Origin of the sequence: Parabacteroides sp. 52, assembly GCF_010500925.1 — a bacterium.
GTDB lineage: Bacteria > Bacteroidota > Bacteroidia > Bacteroidales > Tannerellaceae > QVMG01.
Genome location: NZ_QVMG01000010.1, coordinates 70,060 through 91,870, shown reverse-complemented (window position 1 = coordinate 91,870; position 21,811 = coordinate 70,060). Strand labels below are relative to the sequence as shown.

14 protein-coding genes are annotated in these 21,811 nt (G+C 42.8%); 6 read left to right on the top strand and 8 right to left on the bottom strand.

Annotated elements, in window-relative coordinates:
• Nucleotides 1–115: 115 nt before the first annotated feature.
• The 7 genes from D0T51_RS07575 to D0T51_RS07545 form a co-directional block, all read right to left on the bottom strand.
• Nucleotides 116–1,753 (bottom strand): Mfa1 family fimbria major subunit, encoded by a 1,638-nt coding sequence (locus D0T51_RS07575; protein WP_163727431.1) that lies wholly within the window; start codon nucleotides 1,751–1,753, stop codon nucleotides 116–118.
• Between the two features lie 100 nt (nucleotides 1,754–1,853).
• Entirely contained in the window at nucleotides 1,854–3,554 is a 1,701-nt protein-coding gene (locus tag D0T51_RS07570) for an Mfa1 family fimbria major subunit (RefSeq protein WP_163727428.1), read from the bottom strand.
• Between the two features lie 66 nt (nucleotides 3,555–3,620).
• Nucleotides 3,621–5,420, bottom strand: coding sequence for an Mfa1 family fimbria major subunit (locus tag D0T51_RS07565; protein ID WP_163727425.1), 1,800 nt, complete (start codon nucleotides 5,418–5,420; stop codon nucleotides 3,621–3,623).
• Between the two features lie 55 nt (nucleotides 5,421–5,475).
• Nucleotides 5,476–7,182 (bottom strand): Mfa1 family fimbria major subunit, encoded by a 1,707-nt coding sequence (locus D0T51_RS07560; protein WP_163727422.1) that lies wholly within the window; start codon nucleotides 7,180–7,182, stop codon nucleotides 5,476–5,478.
• A 58-nt stretch (nucleotides 7,183–7,240) separates the two neighbouring features.
• Nucleotides 7,241–8,698, bottom strand: a complete 1,458-nt coding sequence (locus D0T51_RS07555) for a DUF3868 domain-containing protein (RefSeq protein ID WP_163727420.1) — start codon at nucleotides 8,696–8,698, stop codon at nucleotides 7,241–7,243.
• A gap of 21 nt (nucleotides 8,699–8,719) precedes the next feature.
• The gene (locus tag D0T51_RS07550) at nucleotides 8,720–9,286 is read right to left on the bottom strand and encodes a DUF3575 domain-containing protein (RefSeq protein WP_163727415.1); all 567 of its coding nucleotides are present in this window, start codon (nucleotides 9,284–9,286) and stop codon (nucleotides 8,720–8,722) included.
• Between the two features lie 283 nt (nucleotides 9,287–9,569).
• Nucleotides 9,570–10,406 carry an AraC family transcriptional regulator gene (locus D0T51_RS07545; protein WP_163727412.1) on the bottom strand — a complete coding sequence of 279 codons (837 nt, stop codon included), beginning with the start codon at nucleotides 10,404–10,406 and terminating at the stop codon, nucleotides 9,570–9,572.
• Nucleotides 10,407–11,425: 1,019 nt separating this feature from the next.
• Between D0T51_RS07545 and D0T51_RS07540 the strand changes: the two genes are divergently transcribed.
• Nucleotides 11,426–12,040, top strand: coding sequence for a Crp/Fnr family transcriptional regulator (locus D0T51_RS07540; RefSeq protein WP_163727409.1), 615 nt, complete (start codon nucleotides 11,426–11,428; stop codon nucleotides 12,038–12,040).
• Between the two features lie 47 nt (nucleotides 12,041–12,087).
• Nucleotides 12,088–13,164, top strand: a complete 1,077-nt coding sequence (locus tag D0T51_RS07535; RefSeq protein ID WP_163727407.1) for a metallophosphoesterase — start codon at nucleotides 12,088–12,090, stop codon at nucleotides 13,162–13,164.
• Between the two features lie 136 nt (nucleotides 13,165–13,300).
• Here D0T51_RS07535 and D0T51_RS07530 read toward each other — a convergent pair whose 3' ends face one another.
• Complete coding sequence (locus D0T51_RS07530) at nucleotides 13,301–14,065, bottom strand: DeoR/GlpR family DNA-binding transcription regulator (protein WP_163727404.1); 765 nt, start codon at nucleotides 14,063–14,065, stop codon at nucleotides 13,301–13,303.
• Between the two features lie 240 nt (nucleotides 14,066–14,305).
• Here D0T51_RS07530 and D0T51_RS07525 point away from each other — a divergent pair, with 240 nt between their 5' ends.
• The 4 genes from D0T51_RS07525 (at nucleotide 14,306) to D0T51_RS07510 (ending at nucleotide 21,802) form a co-directional block, all read left to right on the top strand.
• Nucleotides 14,306–15,898 (top strand): glycerol-3-phosphate dehydrogenase/oxidase, encoded by a 1,593-nt coding sequence (locus D0T51_RS07525; protein ID WP_163727401.1) that lies wholly within the window; start codon nucleotides 14,306–14,308, stop codon nucleotides 15,896–15,898.
• Nucleotides 15,899–15,927: 29 nt separating this feature from the next.
• Entirely contained in the window at nucleotides 15,928–17,412 is a 1,485-nt protein-coding gene (glpK, locus tag D0T51_RS07520) for a glycerol kinase GlpK (protein ID WP_203583344.1), read from the top strand.
• 66 nt (nucleotides 17,413–17,478) lie between these two features.
• Entirely contained in the window at nucleotides 17,479–18,174 is a 696-nt protein-coding gene (locus D0T51_RS07515; RefSeq protein WP_163727398.1) for an MIP/aquaporin family protein, read from the top strand.
• Nucleotides 18,175–18,466: 292 nt separating this feature from the next.
• The gene (locus D0T51_RS07510) at nucleotides 18,467–21,802 is read left to right on the top strand and encodes a TonB-dependent receptor (RefSeq protein ID WP_163727395.1); all 3,336 of its coding nucleotides are present in this window, start codon (nucleotides 18,467–18,469) and stop codon (nucleotides 21,800–21,802) included.
• Nucleotides 21,803–21,811 lie beyond the last annotated feature (9 nt).

Below are 21,811 nucleotides of genomic sequence, written 5' to 3'. Positions count from 1 at the left end.
TCACACGAATGTCATCGCCTTAGGCGAAACAGTTTGAATGACTCGTTTCATATTGCTTTATATAGTCTTTAGATCATTTCAAATCCAAGTTCAATCATTCCATTCGATTACAGGCTTACATCAAATCCTCTCCTTGTCCTTCCCGTATGTACCAAGGATTAATCTTTATATCTACGGATAATAAATGTTGATCGGAAACCGGCGAAGCAGGCCCCAAAAAAGAATTGACTGTTATATCATATATATTGTTACGAACAAGCCCGTAATATCCATACAATGGATTGGTACCCGAAGAATATCCAAAATGTTTTATATAAATGGGCGGATATATATTCAAGCCTTTATAATGAAAGGTTAAATTCTTTGCCTCAGTGACTGTCGAATAAACAAACGAAATCGGCTCCGTATCCGAACTGAAATCAAACGGGCTTCCCGGTGCCGCCTCTGCTGCCGCAAATACGGCCGCAATCCCCTCCATCTCAGCAGGTATAGTCGCAGGATTTGTCTTCCATTTTTTAGCCTGCATATGGGTAAAAACCTTGACAGTATTATCCAATACACAGGAATAATAGTTCCCTCCATTTATCGGAGGAGTAGCTATCTGTATATTTGCTTTCACAACTACGCCCGTCACATACTTTCGCATTTCTGCAGGGGTAGTCATCTCTGTTAGTTCAGTTGTATTTTCAAGTGCATAAATAGCATTTGTTTTTCTTGTATTTGTTTTATCATTCCATTCCATGAAAGGGGCGGAATGATATCCTCCGGCAGGACCGGTATTCAGAATCAGATAATTGGAGTCCCAGTCGTATCCATCGACAGTATGTCCTTCAAAGTTCGGATCGACCGCATACTGATTCAGTCTGTTTTGATAAGGGCTATTGGCAACAGTCTCCATCACATTGAATGCAGGTGCTAACAGCCCGAAATTACGTAATAAATAGGTCTTTTTATTGGTCGCCTCCAGGGTCCAGGCCACCTTGGTTACTGTATATCCTTGCGGTTGAGAGGCTCCTGTTATTTTTTCATTGACCCGTACTTTAGCCACGATACGATCCAGGTTTACCGCAATCGGGAACTTAGCCGCTTCTTCCGGATTCGATCTTAAATGAGAAAGCCTCACCGGTCTTACTCCATTGGCATTACTCATAAAGAAGCCGACAATATTATCCATATAATGGGCAGCCGTGGTATGGGTTACCTCATCCAATAAGTCTTTCAATACCGAAGGATTCGGAGCCGGTTTCTTCCCTTCTGTATCCGTAACAGTATATTGAGGTTTGGCTCTATTTAATATAGCCGCAGTCGGATTGGCCAGGACGACCAATTGGTACTCTTGCCGGGCTATAATCATCGGTTTGCTTATGAAATTATTTGTAGAGGGTATATATGATTCTCCGGCAATGTTTGTCAATACATCCGATCCGGCAAAGGCGCTACTGCCATCTGTTGAAGCATTCAGTTCTACACGGAAAATCAATTGGGCCATATGATCCGGCACTCCCGCTTCGTAGAAGCATAAATAGATCTTATTGACTCTGCGTTCAAACCCAAAGCCCTCTTCTGCATAGGCTTTTGTCGATAGAAAATCCCAATCCGTTGTAAGGCTAAAAGAAAAATAAGCCATACCTTCCTTGGCAGATTCCTCCGGCTTTTCTTCATCATCTGTTGAAAAGGTATCACTACAAGAAGAAAAGACAATCCCCAAGCAGCATATCCAACCGAACATTATTGTTTTAATCCAAAGATTCATATACGTATATTTTTCTACCAAAGGGGCATCCCTTTTTTGTTTTCTGTAATAAGGTTTATTGAAGAGCTGAAACTCTCAGCTCTTCAATAAAGACAATCTATCAATAAGGATTCCCTACATCAACCGCTTGTTCACGTACCACCCATGGCAATACCTCGATTTCAACGGCCAATCTTTGCAATTTATCATCCGGTCCTTGAGGTTCCGGTATATCGATAGTTCCCGGAGCATTCACCGTTCGGATAGTCAATTTGTATACATTGTTACGCACCAACCCGAAACGTCCGTATCTCATCGCCCGGCTTTCCAACAGATCACTATAATGACGAATCATTATACGATAGTAGTTCGTATCTGTATAGTAATAAGAAATACCTTCTACCTGGTACGATGCATTCTGTGGCGTTTTATAATCCGTACCAAATCCGATTATTGTATTTTCTAATATACCCGCCTTGGCTTTCAGATGTTCTTGTAAGGTATAAAACGTATCATACCAGGTGACATTCTGCGGATCCGAATCATAGTCTCTGATCTTCACCAGGTCTTCAGCAGTAAGTACATAACCCGCCCAGACAAAGTAACGATCCGTCGTTTTCACTTCGGTACCTAAGGCACTGTGAGTAGGACGATAATCCAACTTCAGGATCACTGCCGTAGTCACGTCTTCCTGTTGTTCATCAGCCTCCATCGTATTCTCAGGCGCATATTCAAAATGTGTATCACCCACCGGAATCGAAACATCACTCAAAGCACTCAGTCTACGGAATTCCGTATTCGGATGGCTGACACTTCCGACAGGCGTTCTTTCCTGACTGACTCCATCAAAGTTCGGGTCTTTCGCATACAGATAATGTCTGTAATTGACATTTAGAGGTTTTTCAGGCACCACATCTTCTTCGGGGAAAACTCCACTTTTCATCTTATCCATATGTCGCGTCCAGAATGTACTTTTATTGGTCACATCCAATCGCCAGAAAAGATTCGATACTTTGGCTTTGATCGCAGGAACCTCTGCGGCTACCGGAACGACAGTCACTTTTGCGACAGCACGGTCGACAAACACTCTATTCGCCTTCTTTTCCGAAGCGGCATAGGCTTCCTCCTCCGTCGGTTTGATTTGAGCCGCAGGTATGTATACCAACTCCTGATAATTGGTCATCAAGAAATTCTCCGGTTTATTGTTGGGATCCACAGAGGCGGAATTAGGTGCCCCTATCAAATCCGTAAGATCATTGTTGTTAATCTTTTTGATCGCATCATAAAACGAGTTTTTATGATTTCCTATAATAGGAAGAGCACCATAATAATCTCTTCTTCCTTTGGTTATATCTTTGATTTCCTGGCAAGGATTGATAAGAACCAATAACTCATAATCTCTTATGGCTACTTTTTCCGCTAACGGAGTAAAATAACCACTACCTACAGGATCGTAATCCCCTGTCGGACGCATGGACGAACCGGCAAAATCATTTGTGCCTGCCGTATGAATATACTCGTAATCAAAGGCATACTCTGCAATTCCGGTCTCCACATTGTAATACACCAAACGGATTGTATTTACTTTATCTTCATTGGGCGTACCATTTTCTGATTTTTCTTTGTCAGTCAAATCCCCCGGTGCCCGGGAGTGAATATCAAAAGGCGTTTGCAAGCTGGGAGCATAATAGCCCATCCCCAACATACCTTCCTCATCTGTCAACTGCGTGTGTCCACTTTCATTATTATCACTACATCCTGTAAAAGACAGACCTACACATAAGAGAGATGCAAACAGGCGTATTTTTTTGAAATTTCTCATACCTTATTCTTTGTTTAAATTAAATCCGGAAAGTGATGTAAGCCATCACTTTCCAGTAATAAATCATTAATAATAACCGCCACCAATAACGTCTTGATCACGCAGTACCCAAGGTAATACTTCAATATCAACGGCTGTCCACCAATTCTCTTTGTCATCCGGACCTTTAGGTTCGGGAACAGCGATATCACCGGGACCGAGAAGTTCTCTCAATGTCAATCGATACCAGTTGTTACGAACGATACCATAACGACCATAGGCCATCGTTTCCGGTTGCAGATCATCATTAAAGTGACGTATCAGGATACGGTAGTAGTTCATACCGTCTTTATTGAAGGTTAAAGCACCCACTTTCTTCGAATCCCCGGAGTAACTGTAATCAGTACCAAAGTTTCCACTCACTTCCAGTTCGTCTCCTGCTGTTGCATTGTCAATAAGATATTTCTGCAAGGTGAAAAACATCTCCATTTTTTCTTTCTCAGCATCCGTAGCAGTAGACGCATCAAAGCTTTTAACATCATTCAAATCGTCGGCTGTAAATACTTTTCCATTCCACACATAATAAGGGGTAGTCTCTGTCATGGCAGTACCAACCGCACTTTTTCTCGGAACATATTTTGTTTTCAGGATAACCGCTGTTGTGACATCTTCATATTGCTCATCTGCTTCCATCGTATTTTCAAGAGCATATTCCGAATCACATTCGTCCAACCAGTCTTGTGTCAATTTGCCTACTTTATAGGTGTTGGCCGAATTATCAAAAAGGCTGGCATCGATATAATTAAAATAAGTTTGAATATTCGCTTTGGATGTAGTTACCAGATCTGAAGGAGTAGGTAAGCCCATGAATAGATATCTTTCCCAACTGTATTTATCCCCATTGGTATCTTCTGCATACAGATTCTTTCTCGGAGTAGCTAAAGCTTCCATCGTTCCGAATGAAGTTTTCGCCGGGTGTCTGAGATAGTAGGTTGAGAGATTCGTTACATCCAGTTTCCAGACGGCATTATCCGTATCAGTCCAAGCTGCGTTTATCGTTGAAGGCTTAAGGTCTGCTTTCATACTTACTTTGGCCACCGCACGGTCTACTGCCACTTTCACACGTCCCTGATAGGCTTCCAGTTCTGTATGGAAAATATTGGCAACAGGTACATCAACGATCCCTTTTGCATTCGACATAAAGAAGTCTTCCGGTGCATCTTTGAAGTTCGCTGTTCCAATGAAGTTTGTCAGATTGTTTGCTGAAATCTGCGCCTTGTAATTGTAGAAATTATCCAGGTTGGTTGCGTATTCATTTTTCACCTCATTACCTGCCGGTCGGTTACCGTCGGCGTCTCTGAGACCGTCTTTTTCCCATATAGCCTTTGTGCGTGTGATCACATCTGCACTCGGATTGATCAATACCAATAGTTTATAATCTTTCACCTGTACTTTTTCCGCTTTCGGCACAAATACAGTACTATTGGTTACCGGATTAAATCCGGGAACATATCCCAGTGGGTCTGTCGGATAATCATTGGGATCCAACATACTGGGTCCTGTAAAATCCTGCCCTGCACCGGAATGGATTCCGGCCACATCATACGTAAAAGCATATTCTGCGATCTTTGTCTTGGCATCATAATACACCAAACGAATTTTCTTTACGTATTGCTCCTGAGGAAGCCCTTTATCTTCATCACCATAGGCCTTCGTTCCAATACCTGCTTCCGCTCCCAACTGAGTCGAAAGAAAACCGTAGGTCAGATTTCCATCCGGTTCGTCAACAACTTCCGGTCCCTTTTTTATGTCATCACTACAGGATGCCATAGTCAAACCTGCGCCTATAATAAACGCAAGTGATAAACTTTTCCACTTCTTTTTCATAATGTTCATTTTAAAATACTTAAGTTTATAATTTATAGATAGTTCATACTAAATATCATTCGTATTTCACCTCTTCATCCCAGGTACGTACCCACCATGGATTCACTGTTACATCCGCAGATATATACTGATCCGTCAGTCCATCTCCGGGTCCTGTGATACTATGGATTGTTATGGCATATACATTATTACGCACCACCCCGTAATGGCCATAGACCGTTTTACGTGCTGTCTCCGCATCCGTTATATCCGGCACATAAAAATGTTTAATCGGGATCCTGTACTTATTCAATCCTCCGGGATGATAGGTGATGCCAAAGGAATTACGAAAAGCGCCGGATGGTTGGGAAGCATAGAAATCAAACTGACGTTCTCCTACAGGGAGTGCCTCGTCTTTAGCGATAGCGATTGACAAACCGTCCATTTCCGCAGGAAACATATCATATATCCACCACATATTTGCCTGAGTATGCGTAAATACCCGCGCTTCTCCCCCTGGTGTTTTAAAGGAATAATAATCTGTTGCAGTCAGCCCTCCCGGATGGGTTATAAAGGCATTTACCTCTATTTGTGTCACATAATCCCTCCAGTTATCCGCCGATTGACGATGTAAAGAGATTGTATTTTCGAAGATATACTGGTAGGTATCTCCTGCATTCTGTCCGATACAGGTAGGGCTTAAGTTCCACGAATACATAGTTGCCGGATAAGAGTCATAATCGGATGCTCCCGACACCTCTGCATCATAATTGGGATCTATCGCATAGGTGTACTTCCTGGCTGGCAACGCATTACCCGATAAGGCAGGATTCAAACCGGAGGAGATTGTCTCTTTGTCTATACTCTGATAGTTATTAGCTGCACCGAATGGATCGGAAAGGTAATTCAGGTTTCGTACTAAATAAGTCAAACGGTTCGTTCTCACCACCCCCCAGGTAAGCCCATGGATCTCATCCAAGGTTCCTTTCTTCGTCTGATAGTTCCCCCCCCTACGCACCAATACTTTGGCAACCACCCGGTCGAGATGGATATAAAAGGGAGCTGCCTCTGCATGTACGGAAGATGTTTGCAACTGCTCTCCCTCAATAAAAAGAATGCCATTGGCATTGGTCATCATAAACTCACTCTCCGAAGAAGCGTTGAAAAAGTCCGAAGGGGTATTCCCGGAAACGGCATTTGTTATCAGATTACTGATTTTATATCTTTCGACAAGTGCATTATCCGACAAAATACTTTCGCCCACTTCGCCTTCATTGGCAGAAGCAATATCATCCAAAAGTGTTTTCAAATCGACTCCCGCCCCGGGTAATACCGGCTTTATTTTGCCCGGTTGCAAATTGGCGAGAACAACCAACTGGTAATCCGCCTTTCGGATCGGCTTGGCTTTCGATCGGAAACTGCCCTTTCCGGGTCCGGTATAGGTTGTTTCCGCCACCAAGACATCTTCTCCCGCAAAATCCGTCGAACCATCTGTTGAAGCCTTCAATTTAAAACAGTAGTGAAGAGGCGCTTCCGGCCCCGCTCCGCCAAACAATAAGAGATAAACGGAACTGACCTTTTGTTCTTTCACAAGGCCTTCTTCTGTTTCTGCACGGGTAATCCGATCCGCTCCTACAGCTAGGTCAAACGAGATATAGGCATTTCGCTCTGCATCAGACGATTCCTCCGGCTGTTGCTTTTCCCTTAACAGGTCACTCTCGCACGAAAAAAAGGACATACCTATGGCTAATGTACAGAGTACATGAATTAGTTTCACCCTCATTTTTTTTAAAATCTAGTTAGTCACACTCTTGTTTTAGATACGCGCATCCCGCCCTCTTCTATTTGTTTATACGGGCTTTTTCCAACTGTTCGGCGTTTGTGCGGGCCACGGTATTTCCTCTATCAGCCGCTTGCTTGAAAAGAGAGATGGCTGATTCATTATCTCCCATTTTAGCATAGGCTACCCCCATATTATTCAAAGCTTCAACAAGATCAATCCCTTTCAGGCGCTCTACCGCCCGGTCATAATTCCCAGCTTCAATATCCTGGGCTGCGGCATTCAGTTTAGCCACGTTGTCTTCGGGATATAAGTATACAGCGATTTCAAAAACCTCCTTGAACTCCGGGCTTCCCTCGGGATAGGTGTTAGCCACCAGAAACATTTCGTTCAGGCTCAAATGTTGAGGTTTTGTCTTCATGATCTTCTTGGCTTCTTCTATACTAAATGAACGCGCCACATAGGTAATGGTATATTCATTGCGTCGAAGAATAGGATAAAATTCATTTAATAAAAGACGGTAAGTAGCTCCTCCGTTCAAACTCTGAAGACGTTGCTTTCTCTGAGCGATATCGTCATTTTCATCTATTATGCGAACAACCGCATGCCGATCTGTCAAAGAAGACGAAAGTACATTTTTTCGCAGGCCTTCCCAGTCTTCCCCCCGCCAGTCGGTCTTCATCATCGACTCTCTCAGGTTGTGGTTTCGCACCAGATAATTGACAAAGGAGTAAGCACGGTTTTTCGACAACTCCATATTGCTGGTATAATTTCCTTCCGGAGAAGCATACCCTGTTATAGCCAAAGTCTGGATAGTCAGGTTGTCATCTTTTCTAATCTCACCGACAATCTGGTCGACCTCCCTCAAAACCTGTTCATTCCTTCCGAAATCACGAAGCAAATCGTATTTACCCACTTTATAATTCAAACGCGCATCATAGGTTTCACTGCGTTGTTTAAGAGGTTCGGCTGCCGGCATTACATATTGCAACGCATAGGAGGGCTCAAAAGAAGAAGGAAGAAGGCGATCGACCAATACATATTCTTTTCCTGCCAAGGCACAGTTGGCACATCCGCTCACCTCTTCAAGTAAAACCCATTCGGCATCCCGCATCCATTCTTCAAAAGGAAGGCTGAAAGAGAGAGGCAGAGATTGTTTCGTCTTATTTAATCGGCGCAAAAACGGTTGTTCCTCTTTTTCATCCGTAAAAGAATGAAGAGCAACCGCACGTTGCAACACCTTGTTACGTGTTTTGCCCGCCACAAATACAGAAGGGAAATAATGGCTTTTCGTCTCATCTTCCAAGCGCAATACAGGGGTTAGTTCCACCATTGTCTGACTGGGTAAATAAACCGAACTCATATCCAGGTTTAGTTGAAGTACTAACTTCTCCCCCTGTTTGTCTATTTGCAGGTCAGTAAACCCGAATGTGCCGGAGTAAGTCTTTTGTGCCCATCCGCTGACAGGGATTAAGAAATAAAAGAGGGCGCATAGTATATATATATTTTTCTTCTTCATAACGGTAGTATGCAAAATTCTTTATCGAAAGAAATAAATAATTGAAAGGGCTGCCTTTGTGGGGCCAAAGTAGTTGTACGTTTTAGATTTCAGTTTGTCACCACATTCCACACAAGGATACTTATCATAGGTTATACGCGCATAACCGATGCCCAAAACAGCTTCAAAGCTCCAACGCGGATGCATGATCCATTGGTGACCGACACTCACTCCCCCTCCATAAAACAAACCTTCATAGCGATGGTCATCCAGTTGGGACATAAAACCAAAAGGCAATTTCAAGTCAGCAACACTGAATTCACCACCATGTAAATGTGCACCCACAAATGTACCATTGAATTTTTCACAAAACCAGTAGCGGTATTCCGGTTGTACAAGCCAATGTTTAAACCGTTTATAATCGGTAAGATTAAAAGGATTATATCCTACCGACATATCCAATGTACTCTTTTTCCCGATCCCGAATTCAAAGCCTAAATTGGGAGTCAAAGTAAGATCGTATAGGATATTATTTTTTACGGCTATACGTTGCGCTGATAGAGATATCGTACTTATTAATACGATACATAAAAGTAGCATTTTTTTCATTCACTTTATAGTATTTGTCCCTTCACACATTGAATAATACAGGAACTATATTTACACTTTCTTTTAGCAAACCGGCTGAATTTATATTCTTTTCGTTCAACGGCACATTCGTTTATCATTGACTTATTCACTCTCATACAAAATCATCCTATTCAATAATTGAACACAAAGTTCACTCATCCAGAATAAATAACGAGGCAAAATTAGACAATGCAAATAGAACATTATTCCGGATTTCATCCTATCTTTTCGGGATTTCACAATATTGCCGTATTTTTTAGCATTAACGACCTTTTCGCCTTCTTATTCTGCCCGGAGGATCCCCCAGATAATGCTTACAAAAATCGCTAAACTGAGAAAGAGAAGAGAAGTCATATTCGAATGCAATCTCTGCCAGGCTATTGTCTGAGCATATCAATTTATGATAGATCTGCTTCGACTTTTGATCAATCATCCATTGATAAGCAGAGATTCCAAAAACCTTCTTGAATTGTTTATCAAAGCTCGACTGACTATATCCATATAAGTCCGAAAACTGTTGCACCGTCTTTACCTTCGCATAATTCTTATAAACGAAGTTGGCAAAAACAGAATCTTTGGTCAAGACCGAAGAGAAGAATCCTTTGAGTTCTTCTTTCGAGTAATAGACACGCAGATAATACATCAATTCCTGTATTTTTAACTTATAATAGTACGTACACTTAAGCCCGTCTTTTATGCAATGAGACAATAAATTCAGGAAATAATCCAACCGTTCATTTACCTCCAAAAGGCTTATCTCATCCTTTGTTTCCTCCCCTTGCTTAAATAAATTCTCAATGGCAAAAGAATTGCACAACTGTATAGAAGAGTTTATCCTAAAAACCATAATAGATGCATCTTCTTCCACCTCTATGTAGAAATGACAGGCAGGCGGGAGCAACATGATTTGTCCTTTATAAACAAACTGCCTACTTACTTTTTGATAAGATATATGGAAACTTCCGTTTCGAACAAAAAGCATTTCTGATTCAACAATATTTCGTTTTAGCGTTTCTCCTTTTTTAAATGTTATAGTTTCAATCAAAGGGCTATTCCCTTTTTCATAATTACCACATACGACATGCTCAGTTATATTCATAATTTTTACTGCAAAAAAATTAATAATAAAAACAACAACAATTCAACATAAATCAAACCTACGTTTAAGTGTATACATATAAGAATTACATAAGTAGAGTTCATCTAAATTCTATCATAGTATCATTGCAAAATAGAATAAGGAACAAAGGACTGCAAACATATTCATAATACAGCATTCGTAATTCATGAAAATAGCCTGTTTGTTCTCCATTTTCATTTATTGATGTTCTGTTTTCACAAAACATATCAATGCATGAATCCGTTTAAATATGTCGTATCGTTTCTGAAGACAGAACAAAGACGAGAAAACAGAATTAAAAACAGTTACGCAAAAATCATTCTTAACAATACCGTCACAATTATATCTACATACTTTATTCATTCATAAAATATGCCATTCAAAACACAACTTCTTTCTATTCGTTAACAAAGCCATCCTCTTAGAGATTGCAAAAGCACATTCTCTCAGAGTATATCCCTTCTTTCGTTTGGCGTCAAATTAAGAAACATCACGCAAAGATAAAGAATTAATCATCAAAAAAACCACAAAAACACCGAGAATTTTTTATTAAAAAATATAAAACAGCGTATAACCATTTGAATTTCAAAACGCGAATAATCATTATCAACAACGCGTTTTTTCATTATTAAAAGCAATAACAACAAAGAACAAGCCCACAAAACCTTCGATCATCCGCAAGGCTTCTCCCCTTCTGGCATTCTCTATATAACTTATTTCACTTTATTTCAACCCATTATACGTACTACCCAATGCGGTTCACGAGGGAGTATTCTGTTGCCGATGCACATCGGCAATATTGTTGATGCGCATCGGCAATATTGCTGAACAGCATCGGCAATACTGTCGAAGCCCATCGGCAATAGAAAAGGGTGTCGTTAATTGTTTTTTTATCCTATCTTTGCCGGGAGGGATTTCGGGTACTTGTCTTGAAAATATATACGAACCAATCCCTCCTTTAAATCGGAATCAGTCTATTTGCAAAGAAGGTAAAACATATGGAAGATTTTAGTCAATTGATACATCATATCCATCCGCTTCCGGAGGAAGACCTGGCCCGGCTCCTTGCGTTCGCTCAAGAAATGGAAATCGATCAACGCACCGTTATTCTTGCCGAAGGGGAGATAGATCCTTCGCTCTATTTAATCAAAAAAGGAGTCGTACGTACTTATTGGGGGATAAACGACAATAAAGAAACGACCATTGGTTTTGCTACGGCAGGAGAGGCATTTTATTCGCCTTGGGGATACCACCAGGAAAGCCCTTCTTTGATATCGATAAGTGCTTCCAGCCCGGTAAGCCTCCTGCGTTTTTCCAAAGAGAGACTGGAACTTCTATTCTTATCGAGTGCTTCTCTTTCGGTGTGGGGACGGAAGTTATTTGAGAATCTTTCATTCACCACCTATCAGGACCTGGCTTATTTCTCCCATCCATCCAGTATCGAACGCTATAAGGTGTTACTCCGAAAAGCGCCTGAGATCCTGCAATATGTACCTTTAAAAGATATTGCAGCCTATATGGGCATGACCCAACAAGCGTTGAAACGCATCCGGGACGAATTGGTCAAGAGAAGAAGGCCTTCTTACAGAAAAAAGGAAGAGGATGATATATAAAGAACAGAGCCTCTTATTCTATAATTTTAACATTTAATTCGCACCTAATGAGATTCATTCCAATAATGTTGATACTCGCCGGAATATTCGGGGGTAATTTGTATGTGTTTTATCGCTTATGGCACCTCATGCCTTACTCCCTGATAGGACGTTTTCTTTTTATCGTAATCGCATGCATTCTGATAAGTTCTCCTTTTATAAGTATGGGGCTGGGGGGACATCTGCCTACAGGTATCACTTCCTTCCTTTATAAAATAGGAACTTCCTGGCTGATTCTTTTCATGTATCTTTTACTCTTTTTCCTATTTTGTGATCTGATCCGGGTGACTCACTTATTTCCGATTGAGAAATTCATGTATGCCAACGGGAGCGGATTGGGTGTTATACTCATCTGCGCTTGCCTGCTTCTGGGCAGCGGCTATTACCGGTACTTACACAAAGACAGGGTGGAACTGACACTTCCCCTGAATAAAACGATGACCACCCAAGGAGAACTAAAGATCGTAGCTATCAGCGACCTCCACCTGGGCTATAGTATCGGCAAAGAGGAATTCAAAGGATGGGTAGATCTTATAAACCAGGAAAACCCGGACCTTGTTCTTATTGCCGGGGATATTACCGACAACAACATCAAACCCTTGTACGAACAGGATATGGCAGCTGTGTTTAAAGAGATCAAAAGCAAATACGGAACATATGCCATATTGGGAAATCATGAATATATTGCAGATCCTGTCAATGCCAGCGCCTTTTTAGAAAGCGCCGGCGTGACCTTATTAAGAGACTCTGTGGCTTGCGTGGATCATCGTTTTTATATCATCGGAAGAGACGACCGCAGCAATTCGCAACGGAAAACAATGGAGGCCCTGACCGCCTCCCTGGATCCTTCCCTACCGATATTATTACTCGATCATCAACCCTATCACCTGGAAGAGGCGGAGAAATATAAAATAGATTTTCAATTCTCCGGCCATACCCATAACGGGCAAGTATGGCCAATCAATTGGGTCACCCAGGCTTTATTTGAGAAAGCGCATGGATACCTGAAAAGGAGACAGCCATTTCTACATAAGCTCCGGCTTAGGCATCTGGGGCGGGAAATTCCGGATCGGAACCCGGTCTGAATATGTTGTTGTGACAATAAAAGGAAATACTCCCTCCTAAAAAAAACCGAAACAGGTAAGAAATGGAAACAGAAAAAACCGGTAGCCGTTGGCCCCAAGGCGAACGGCTACCGGTTTTTCTGTTTTGTCAGGTCTTTTATACCAGCGTAACCTCTATGCCCCTGTCGCGGATCATTTCAACCGTATGGGCAGAGACGTTCGTATCCGTGATTATATGGTGTACCTTATGCAGGTCACAGATCTTACAGAATCCTCTTCTTCCAAATTTAGAAGAGTCGGTCAACACAATCACCTTTTGCGAAACATCGATCATCTTTTGGTTGATGATTGCTTCATTCATATCACTGGTGGTCAACCCATATTCCAGATCAATCCCGTCTACTCCTATAAACAGTTTATTACAGGTCAGGTTGTTCAATGTATTTTCTGCATAATGCCCGATTACCGATACTGAGTTTTTCCGGATAATACCCCCCAGTTGAACAATTTCAATGAAAGGATTGTAACATAACGACAAAGAAACCCGGACCGAAGAAGTGATAACGGTTATATTATCGGTTATATGGATGGCGTTGGCAAAGGCTAATAAAGTAGTACCGGATGCTATGATGATCTTATCATTGGGTTCAATAAAACCGTTCGCTGCCTGAGCAATACGGCTTTTCTCTTCCATCTGTAACTTTTCCTTGACATCAATATGCTTATCGATAATGAGAGATTTCAGGTTGCTCGCACTTCCATGATTTCGCTCAAGTACCTTTTTCGTTTCCAAATATTTCAAATCCTTTCGAATCGTAACTTCCGAAACCTGGAGCTCTTTACTTAACTCCTGCACTTTGACATAGCCTTTTTGTTTCAGCTGTTCAAGTATATAATTATGTCTTTCTGCTATACTACCCATAACCTTAATTTATTTACAAAGATAATGAAACAGAACCATTTATTTAAGAAAACAAAAGAAAAAAAGGAAAAAAACCATACAAATAGGTGGTTTATCCCGCTTAAACACAAGAAAACAGCTTCGATACCTTTCGAATAATTACATTTTAAATAAAAAAAATGTTTCGATATATTTTGGTTTTATGATTTATATCTCTATTTTTGTCCAAAACTAACTTAATCCATCTATCCATTCTTTCTAATGAAACGGGAGCAAAACATACAAACACTCACAGACCACAGTCTCTCGTGGGACACGATTATTATCGGCGGTGGCGCCACGGGCATAGGCTGCGCAGTAGACGCTGCATCCCGGGGATACAAAACAGTCTTATTGGAACAAGCAGACTTCACCAAGTCGACCTCCAGCAAAAGTACCAAACTGGTGCACGGTGGCGTTCGCTATTTAGCCCAAGGAGATATCGGACTGGTAACAGACGCTTTGCGTGAACGAGGCTTCATGCGGAAAAACGCTCCTCACCTGGTAAAAGACCAACGTTTTATCATTGGCAATTACAAATGGTGGGAAAAACCTTTTTACACGATCGGACTGATAATGTACGATATGCTTGCCGGCAAACGGGGGCTGGGTCGTTCTTTTCCTTTGCGCAAACAAAAAGTGATCCAGGATATCCCCCAGATCCGCGAGAAGGAATTAAAAGGCGGGGTCGTATATCACGACGGACAATTCGACGATTCCCGACTGGCTATCAACTTATTACAAACAGCCACAGAACACGGGGCTACCGTAGTCAACTACGTCAAAGTCATCGACTTGATCAAAAATGAATCGCATAAAATAACGGGAGTAAAACTGCGCGACGAATTAAACGGCCAGACATTCACTCTTTATGGGAAATCGATCATAAATGCAACCGGTGTCTTTGTGGATGAGATAATGCGCCTGGACTCTCCCGGAAAAAGCGATATTGTACGCCCCAGCCAAGGGGTACATTTAGTCGTCGACAACTCCTTCTTAGGAGGTGATACGGCATTAATGATCCCTAAAACAAACGATGGGCGCGTCATGTTCGCCGTGCCCTGGCATAACAAAGTCGTATTGGGAACCACCGACACCCCCCTGAATGCGTCCACTCTGGAACCCAAAGCATTGGAAGAGGAAATAGACTTTATCCTTCAGACAGCAGGCAATTACCTGAAGAAGAAACCGCAAAGAGAAGATGTGCTTTCTGTTTTTGCCGGACTCAGACCCTTGGCGGCACCTAAAAAGGACAGCGACAAAAAGAAGACTAAAGAAATTTCAAGATCACACAAAATAATAACCTCTGCAAGTGGCTTGATAACAATCACGGGAGGGAAATGGACCACCTACCGGGAGATGGCCGAAGAAGTCATTGACAAAGCGATCTCTATCAGCAACTTGACATACAGAAAATGTATCACCCGGGATCTACCTGTCCATGGATACAAAAAAGAGGTAGACCGCAAGCAGTTTCAATATGTCTATGGCACAGATTTTGACAAAATACTAGATCTGTTGCATGAAGACCAGACATGGAGTCAGCCTCTTCACCCGGAATACGAATATATCGCTGCAGAAGTGATCTGGGCCGTACGCGAAGAGATGGCCATGACCATAGAAGATGTCCTGGCACGGAGGCTGCGCCTACTCTTCTTGGACACACGTGCCGCCATAGACATCGCCCCAAAGGTGGCTTCCTTAATGGCAACCGAGATGGACAAAGACGCTTCTTGGGAAGAAAATCAAATAAAAGAATTCACTCTTTTAGCACAGAATTATTTATTAGTACCTTATAAACAAACGAATGAATAGTTGACTCTTATCTCATTAACTCTGTTATCATGAAAAAATACATTTTATCTTTCGATGCCGGCACGACAAGCTCCCGGGCAATTCTATTTGATTGCCACGGAATCATCCGATCAGTCGCCCAAAAAGAGTTCACCCAATACTTTCCCAAGGAGGGATGGGTAGAACATGATCCCCATGAGATCTGGTCTTCACAAGCCGCAGTAGCTGCCGAAGCTATTACCAAAATCGGTATTAACGGAAGCAATATTGCTGCGATAGGCATTACCAATCAACGGGAAACGACGATCATTTGGGATCGAAAAACAGGTGAACCGGTATACAATGCGATCGTGTGGCAGGACAGAAGAACTTCCGATTATTGCGATTCACTAAAAAACAAAGGCCTCCTCCCTTATATAAAAGAGAAAACAGGTTTGATTATTGATGCGTATTTCAGCGCAACAAAAATAAAATGGATACTGGACAATGTCAAAGGTGCCCGGGAGAAGGCTGAAAAAGGAGAACTTGCCTTCGGCACAGTTGACACCTGGTTAAGCTGGCAGTTGACAAAAGGAGAAATACATGTAACAGATGTATCCAACGCCTCACGTACCTTGTTGTTCAACATCCACACCTTGGAATGGGACAAAGAGTTACTGGAACTATTCGATATCCCCCAAGCCATACTGCCGGAAGTACGCCAATCCAGTGAAGTATACGGCCATACCCAAAGTACTCTTTTTGCCACCAAGGTACCTATCGCCAGCCTGGTAGGAGACCAACAGGCTGCACTCTTCGGACAAATGTGCGTAGAAGAAGGCATGGTCAAAAACACCTATGGGACCGGCTGTTTTATCCTGATGAACACAGGCAACAAACCGGTGTCGTCGAAAAACAACCTGGTAAGCACAGTGGCCTGGCAGATAAACGGTCAAACCACGTACGCCCTCGAAGGAAGCATATTCGTTGCCGGAGCCATCGTGCAATGGCTGAGAGACGGACTCAAAATTATACATTCTTCTTCGGAGATAGAAAAACTAGCCTTGGAAGTAGAGGATAACGGAGGTGTTTATTTTGTACCCGCCTTAACCGGCTTAGGCGCTCCTTACTGGGATCAATATGCCAGAGGAACCATCGTGGGTCTTTCCCGCGGTACGACGGCTGCACATATAGCTCGTGCCGCATTGGAAGGCATAGCTTATCAAACGATGGACGTCGTTCATGCCATGATATTGGATGCCGGCGTCGGCTTGAAAGAACTACGGGTAGACGGAGGAGCAGCTCAAAACAATCTGTTGATGCAGTTCCAGAGCAACATCCTGGGAGAATCGGTTATCCGTCCTCAAATAACAGAAACGACTGCGTTGGGTGCGGCTTATCTGGCGGGACTGGCTGTCGGATTCTGGAATATGGCAGACCTGCAGGATCAATGGTATGTAGAAGCACGGTTCGATCCCGACACCTCCTTCGACACACATTTGGAAAAGAAAAAATGGTCGGAGGCCGTACACCGGTCACAAGCATGGATTAAATAGAATAAAACCCATCTTATATCTGAAATACTTGAACAAACTCTTATCATTCCTAATACTATTAAACTTATGATGCAAGATCTTTTATTTGAATTTATCGGCACAGCGATCCTCATCCTTTTAGGCAGCGGGGTATGCGCCAATGTGTCGTTGGCAAAAACATTAGGCCAGAATGCAGGCTGGGGGGTCATCTCTTTCGGTTGGGGATTTGCTGTATTTGTTGCCGCTTTTATTTCCGCCCCCTATTCGGGTGCCCACCTGAATCCGGCCGTCACAATCGGTTTGGCAGCGACCGGGGTGTTCAAAGGAAACATAGCGGGTTATATTATCGCGCAGCTTTTAGGAGCGATAACAGGAGCCTGCCTGGTTTTCGCAATGTACAAACCGCATTTCGACAAGGAAGAAAATCCGGATGCCAAACTGGGTGTCTTCTGTACCGGTCCGGCTATTCAGGCCTTTTTCTCTAACTTCATCAGCGAGGTTATCGGAACCTTCGTCTTGGTCTTTGGTATTCTGATGGTTTCGGGAGCCGAAATAGCCGGTCCCCTGCCTGTCGGTATTCTCATTGTAGCCATCGGCATGTCATTGGGAGGAACGACAGGTTATGCCATTAACCCGGCCCGTGACCTGGGACCCCGGATTGCACATGCCCTCTTACCCATCAAGGGGAAGAGAGACAGCAACTGGGCGTATGCCTGGATCCCGGTAATAGCCCCTGTCTGTGGAGCTTTATTGGCGGCTTGGCTGTATATCGGCATCCAATAAAATCAATACGTCGCTTTACAGGGAAGGGATTCTCTGTAAAGTGATTCTATGAAAACCACATGTCCTATTCAGCCACACAACAGACGATATGCCTGTTCGAGCCTTTAACGGAAACGTAACAACATCGTCTGTCCTCTGTAATTTCACCTGCCTACATTCGCAGCGTAAAAAAAGCAGGAATGAAAACATAAAAAAGAATTATAACAAAAACTATTTTAACAGATCCCTCATTTCGTTTCCAGCTTTATTAATCGAGTGATATTTAATTTTTTAAATTTAATTTAATCTAATCATGGTAAAAAAACTTTACACACAGACCTTCATCCCAAGGTATGTATTTACACGTTTTGCCTACACATCTGTCTGTTTAGCATTTAGCAGTTTGTTCGGCTTACAATCGTATGCATCGGCGGTTGACAACAACAAGAACAACCGCATCGGCCCTGTGACTGAAATCAGTCAACAAAACAACAAAAAAATAACCGGCGTAGTAGTCGATGTAAACGGAGAGCCTGTCATTGGAGCGAACGTGATGGAAAAAGGAACCACCAACGGAGCTATCACCGATATCAACGGAGCCTTTTCTATCAATGTCAATGCCACGTCCATACTTCAGGTAACATACATTGGATATGCTGCCCAGGAGATCAAAGTAGGAAATGCTTCTACCCTACATATCGAATTAAAAGAAGATTCTTTTATGTTAGAAGAACTGGTGGTCGTTGGTTACGGTACCCAAAAGAAAGTCAACCTGACCGGAGCAGTAAGCCAGGTTACATCCAAAGATTTGGAAAACCGCCCGGTAACCACCGTCACACAAATGTTACAAGGGGTAATGCCTAATGTGCAGATCACCACTTCTTCCGGAGCTCCGGGACAGGGAGGAAGTGTGAAAATCCGCGGGGAAGGTTCCCTCAACGGAGGTGACCCGCTTGTATTGGTAGACGGAGTACCCGGTAGCCTAAACCGCCTAAACCCCGCAGACGTAGAATCGATATCCGTATTAAAAGACGCTGCCTCTTCCGCCATTTATGGAGCGCGAGGTGCTTTCGGGGTGATTCTTGTCACCACCAAACAAGCCAGAAGTGGGAAAATGAAAATATCCTATGACGGATATGCCGCCTACTCCCAACCTACCGTCTCTACCGATTTCATGACCACCGGTTATGACTACGTAGTATTAAACGATGCAGCCTTTAGCAATGCCACAGGAAGAACCTATACCGGTTATACGGAACAAGACATGGCCGAACTATTAGCTCGCCGGTATGACAAAACAGAACACCCAGACCGCCCCTGGGTAGTCGTGGCTCCTTATAAAGGTACGGATATCTATAATTATTATGGAAACTACGATTGGTGGGATTACCTGTACAAAGACTGGGCTCCGCAACAATCACACAGCATCAACCTGTCCGGAGGAAATGACAAAGTAAACTATATGATCTCCGCTAGTTACAGTCAAAAAGAGGGTTTCCTAAGAAAGAATACAGAAAAGAATGAAGTATTCACAATCTCTACCAAAGTAAGCGCACAACTTACATCCTGGTTGAAAATCACAAACAGTGTGCAATACTATGATAGAAAGTTCACCTACCCCGGTATGGAAGGAGAGACAAATGAAAACTGGCAAAACACCAACGTACACGCTCTACCTTGTTACGCACCAGTCAACCCGGACGGGACATTCTCATACAACACAATGAAAAACAGCTATTCTATTGCTGACGGCCGGGCTGCCAACCTGTTGAGTGATGTCTCTAAAGGGAAAAAAGGACAACATGAATTGAAAGAGATGATCGCTTTAGAGGCAACCATCACAAAAGACCTTATATTCAAGGCAGACTATTCTTTCCAATTCTACATGGCAGACGACTGGTATCGCCGGGGAAAAGAATATTATTCTGTGAAACCGGGTGTTATGCAAGAGATACCGAACTTCAATACGGACTATTACAAAAAAACAGTTTGGTATGACCCAATGCATGTTGCCAATGCCTATTTGACCTACAACAAAATAATAAAAGATCATTCTTTCGGAGCTACTGCCGGTATCAACTATGAAGACAAAAAACACCACCGCCTGATGGGACAGAAATACGATCTCATCTCTACAACGCTAAACGACCTGAACCTGGGAACAGGGGATGCCTTGGCCACAGGCGATCAGTATGAGTATGAACTCTTCGGTGCTTTCTTCCGTTTAAACTACGACTATAAGAGTCGCTATCTCTTAGAAGTGAACGGACGCTACGATGGTACTTCCCGATTCAAATCAGGCAAACGATATGGTTTCTTCCCTTCTGTTTCCGCAGGATGGAGAATGAGTGAAGAAGCCTGGTTTGCTCCGGCTAAAAAAATTATTGACAACCTAAAAGTACGCGCTTCTTATGGTAGCTTGGGGAATCAGGTTACCAAAAGCAACTATTACCCATACATCTCCTCCATGTCTGCCACGCTTTCTGATTGGTTAATCGATGGACAAAAATCATATAACGTAGGGATCCCCGCTCCTATCTCAGACAACCTGACATGGGAAAAGGCTACCACGACGAATGTCGGTTTGGATTTCACCGTATTAAATAACCGCCTGAGCTTCACCGGAGATTATTATGTACGTAATACGACAGGAATGTTAGTGAACGGTCTGTCTGTTCCCAATGTATTTGGCGCCAGCTCTCCTCAACAAAATGCAGGCGATCAACGCACCAAAGGATTCGAAATCACCTTAAACTGGAATGACCAGGTCAATCTAGGTGGCAAACCCCTTGATTACGGAGTGTCTTTCTCTATCGGAGACGCAACAACAGAAATCACCCAATACGATGCGAACGAAAAAGGATTAATCTCCAATCACTACAAAGGTAAAAAGATGGGGGAAATATGGGGATACAGAACAGATGGTTTATTCCAGTCTGACGAAGAGGCAACAGAGTGGAATAAAGTTGTCAACCAACGTTATGTGAATAACCGTATCTACAAAGCTCCGGGCGAATGGGGCAAACCCAGAGGTGGGGATGTGAAGTTCCGGGATTTAGATGGTAACGGTAAAATACATCCGGGAGCCAGCACATTGGAAGATCATGGAGACTTGGAAATCATTGGTAATACGACTCCGCGCTACAATTACGGATTCAATGCAAACGCCAGCTGGCACGGGATCGACTTCTCGATATTTTTCCAGGGTGTAATGCACCGGGATATGTATCCGGGAACCAATATGGACCGTTTCTGGGGACCCTATTCTCGTCCTTATTACAGCTTCATACCTAAAGATTTCGACAAAGACGTATGGTCGGAAGACAATAAAAACGCTTATTTCCCACAACCCAGAGCCTATGTCGCATTAGACGGCAACTGCCAGCTATCGGTTAAGAACGACCGTTACCTGCAAGACCTGGGGTATTTACGTTTAAAGAACCTGGTTATTGGCTACACCATACCATCCAATATCACAAACAAGATCAAGATCGAGAGGGTGCGTATATATGCCAGTGGTGAGAACTTACTCTATTGGACCCCTTTCAGAGGCAAATATATAGATCCGGAACAAGCTCATGCCAATGACAACGGACGTATATATCCGCTGTCTAAAACGATCTCTTTCGGTCTTAACATCACGCTTTAAACAGGAGCT

Coding starts and splice junctions, on each gene's coding strand:
- D0T51_RS07515 (WP_163727398.1), top strand. CDS start 17,479: ATGATGCAAGATCTTTTATTTGAATTTATCGGCACAGCGATCCTCATC.
- D0T51_RS07555 (WP_163727420.1), bottom strand. CDS start 8,698: ATGAAGAAGAAAAATATATATATACTATGCGCCCTCTTTTATTTCTTA.
- glpK (WP_203583344.1), top strand. CDS start 15,928: ATGAAAAAATACATTTTATCTTTCGATGCCGGCACGACAAGCTCCCGG.
- D0T51_RS07525 (WP_163727401.1), top strand. CDS start 14,306: ATGAAACGGGAGCAAAACATACAAACACTCACAGACCACAGTCTCTCG.
- D0T51_RS07565 (WP_163727425.1), bottom strand. CDS start 5,420: ATGAAAAAGAAGTGGAAAAGTTTATCACTTGCGTTTATTATAGGCGCA.
- D0T51_RS07550 (WP_163727415.1), bottom strand. CDS start 9,286: ATGAAAAAAATGCTACTTTTATGTATCGTATTAATAAGTACGATATCT.
- D0T51_RS07570 (WP_163727428.1), bottom strand. CDS start 3,554: ATGAGAAATTTCAAAAAAATACGCCTGTTTGCATCTCTCTTATGTGTA.
- D0T51_RS07535 (WP_163727407.1), top strand. CDS start 12,088: ATGAGATTCATTCCAATAATGTTGATACTCGCCGGAATATTCGGGGGT.
- D0T51_RS07540 (WP_163727409.1), top strand. CDS start 11,426: ATGGAAGATTTTAGTCAATTGATACATCATATCCATCCGCTTCCGGAG.
- D0T51_RS07575 (WP_163727431.1), bottom strand. CDS start 1,753: ATGAATCTTTGGATTAAAACAATAATGTTCGGTTGGATATGCTGCTTG.
- D0T51_RS07510 (WP_163727395.1), top strand. CDS start 18,467: ATGGTAAAAAAACTTTACACACAGACCTTCATCCCAAGGTATGTATTT.
- D0T51_RS07530 (WP_163727404.1), bottom strand. CDS start 14,065: ATGGGTAGTATAGCAGAAAGACATAATTATATACTTGAACAGCTGAAA.
- D0T51_RS07545 (WP_163727412.1), bottom strand. CDS start 10,406: ATGAATATAACTGAGCATGTCGTATGTGGTAATTATGAAAAAGGGAAT.
- D0T51_RS07560 (WP_163727422.1), bottom strand. CDS start 7,182: ATGAGGGTGAAACTAATTCATGTACTCTGTACATTAGCCATAGGTATG.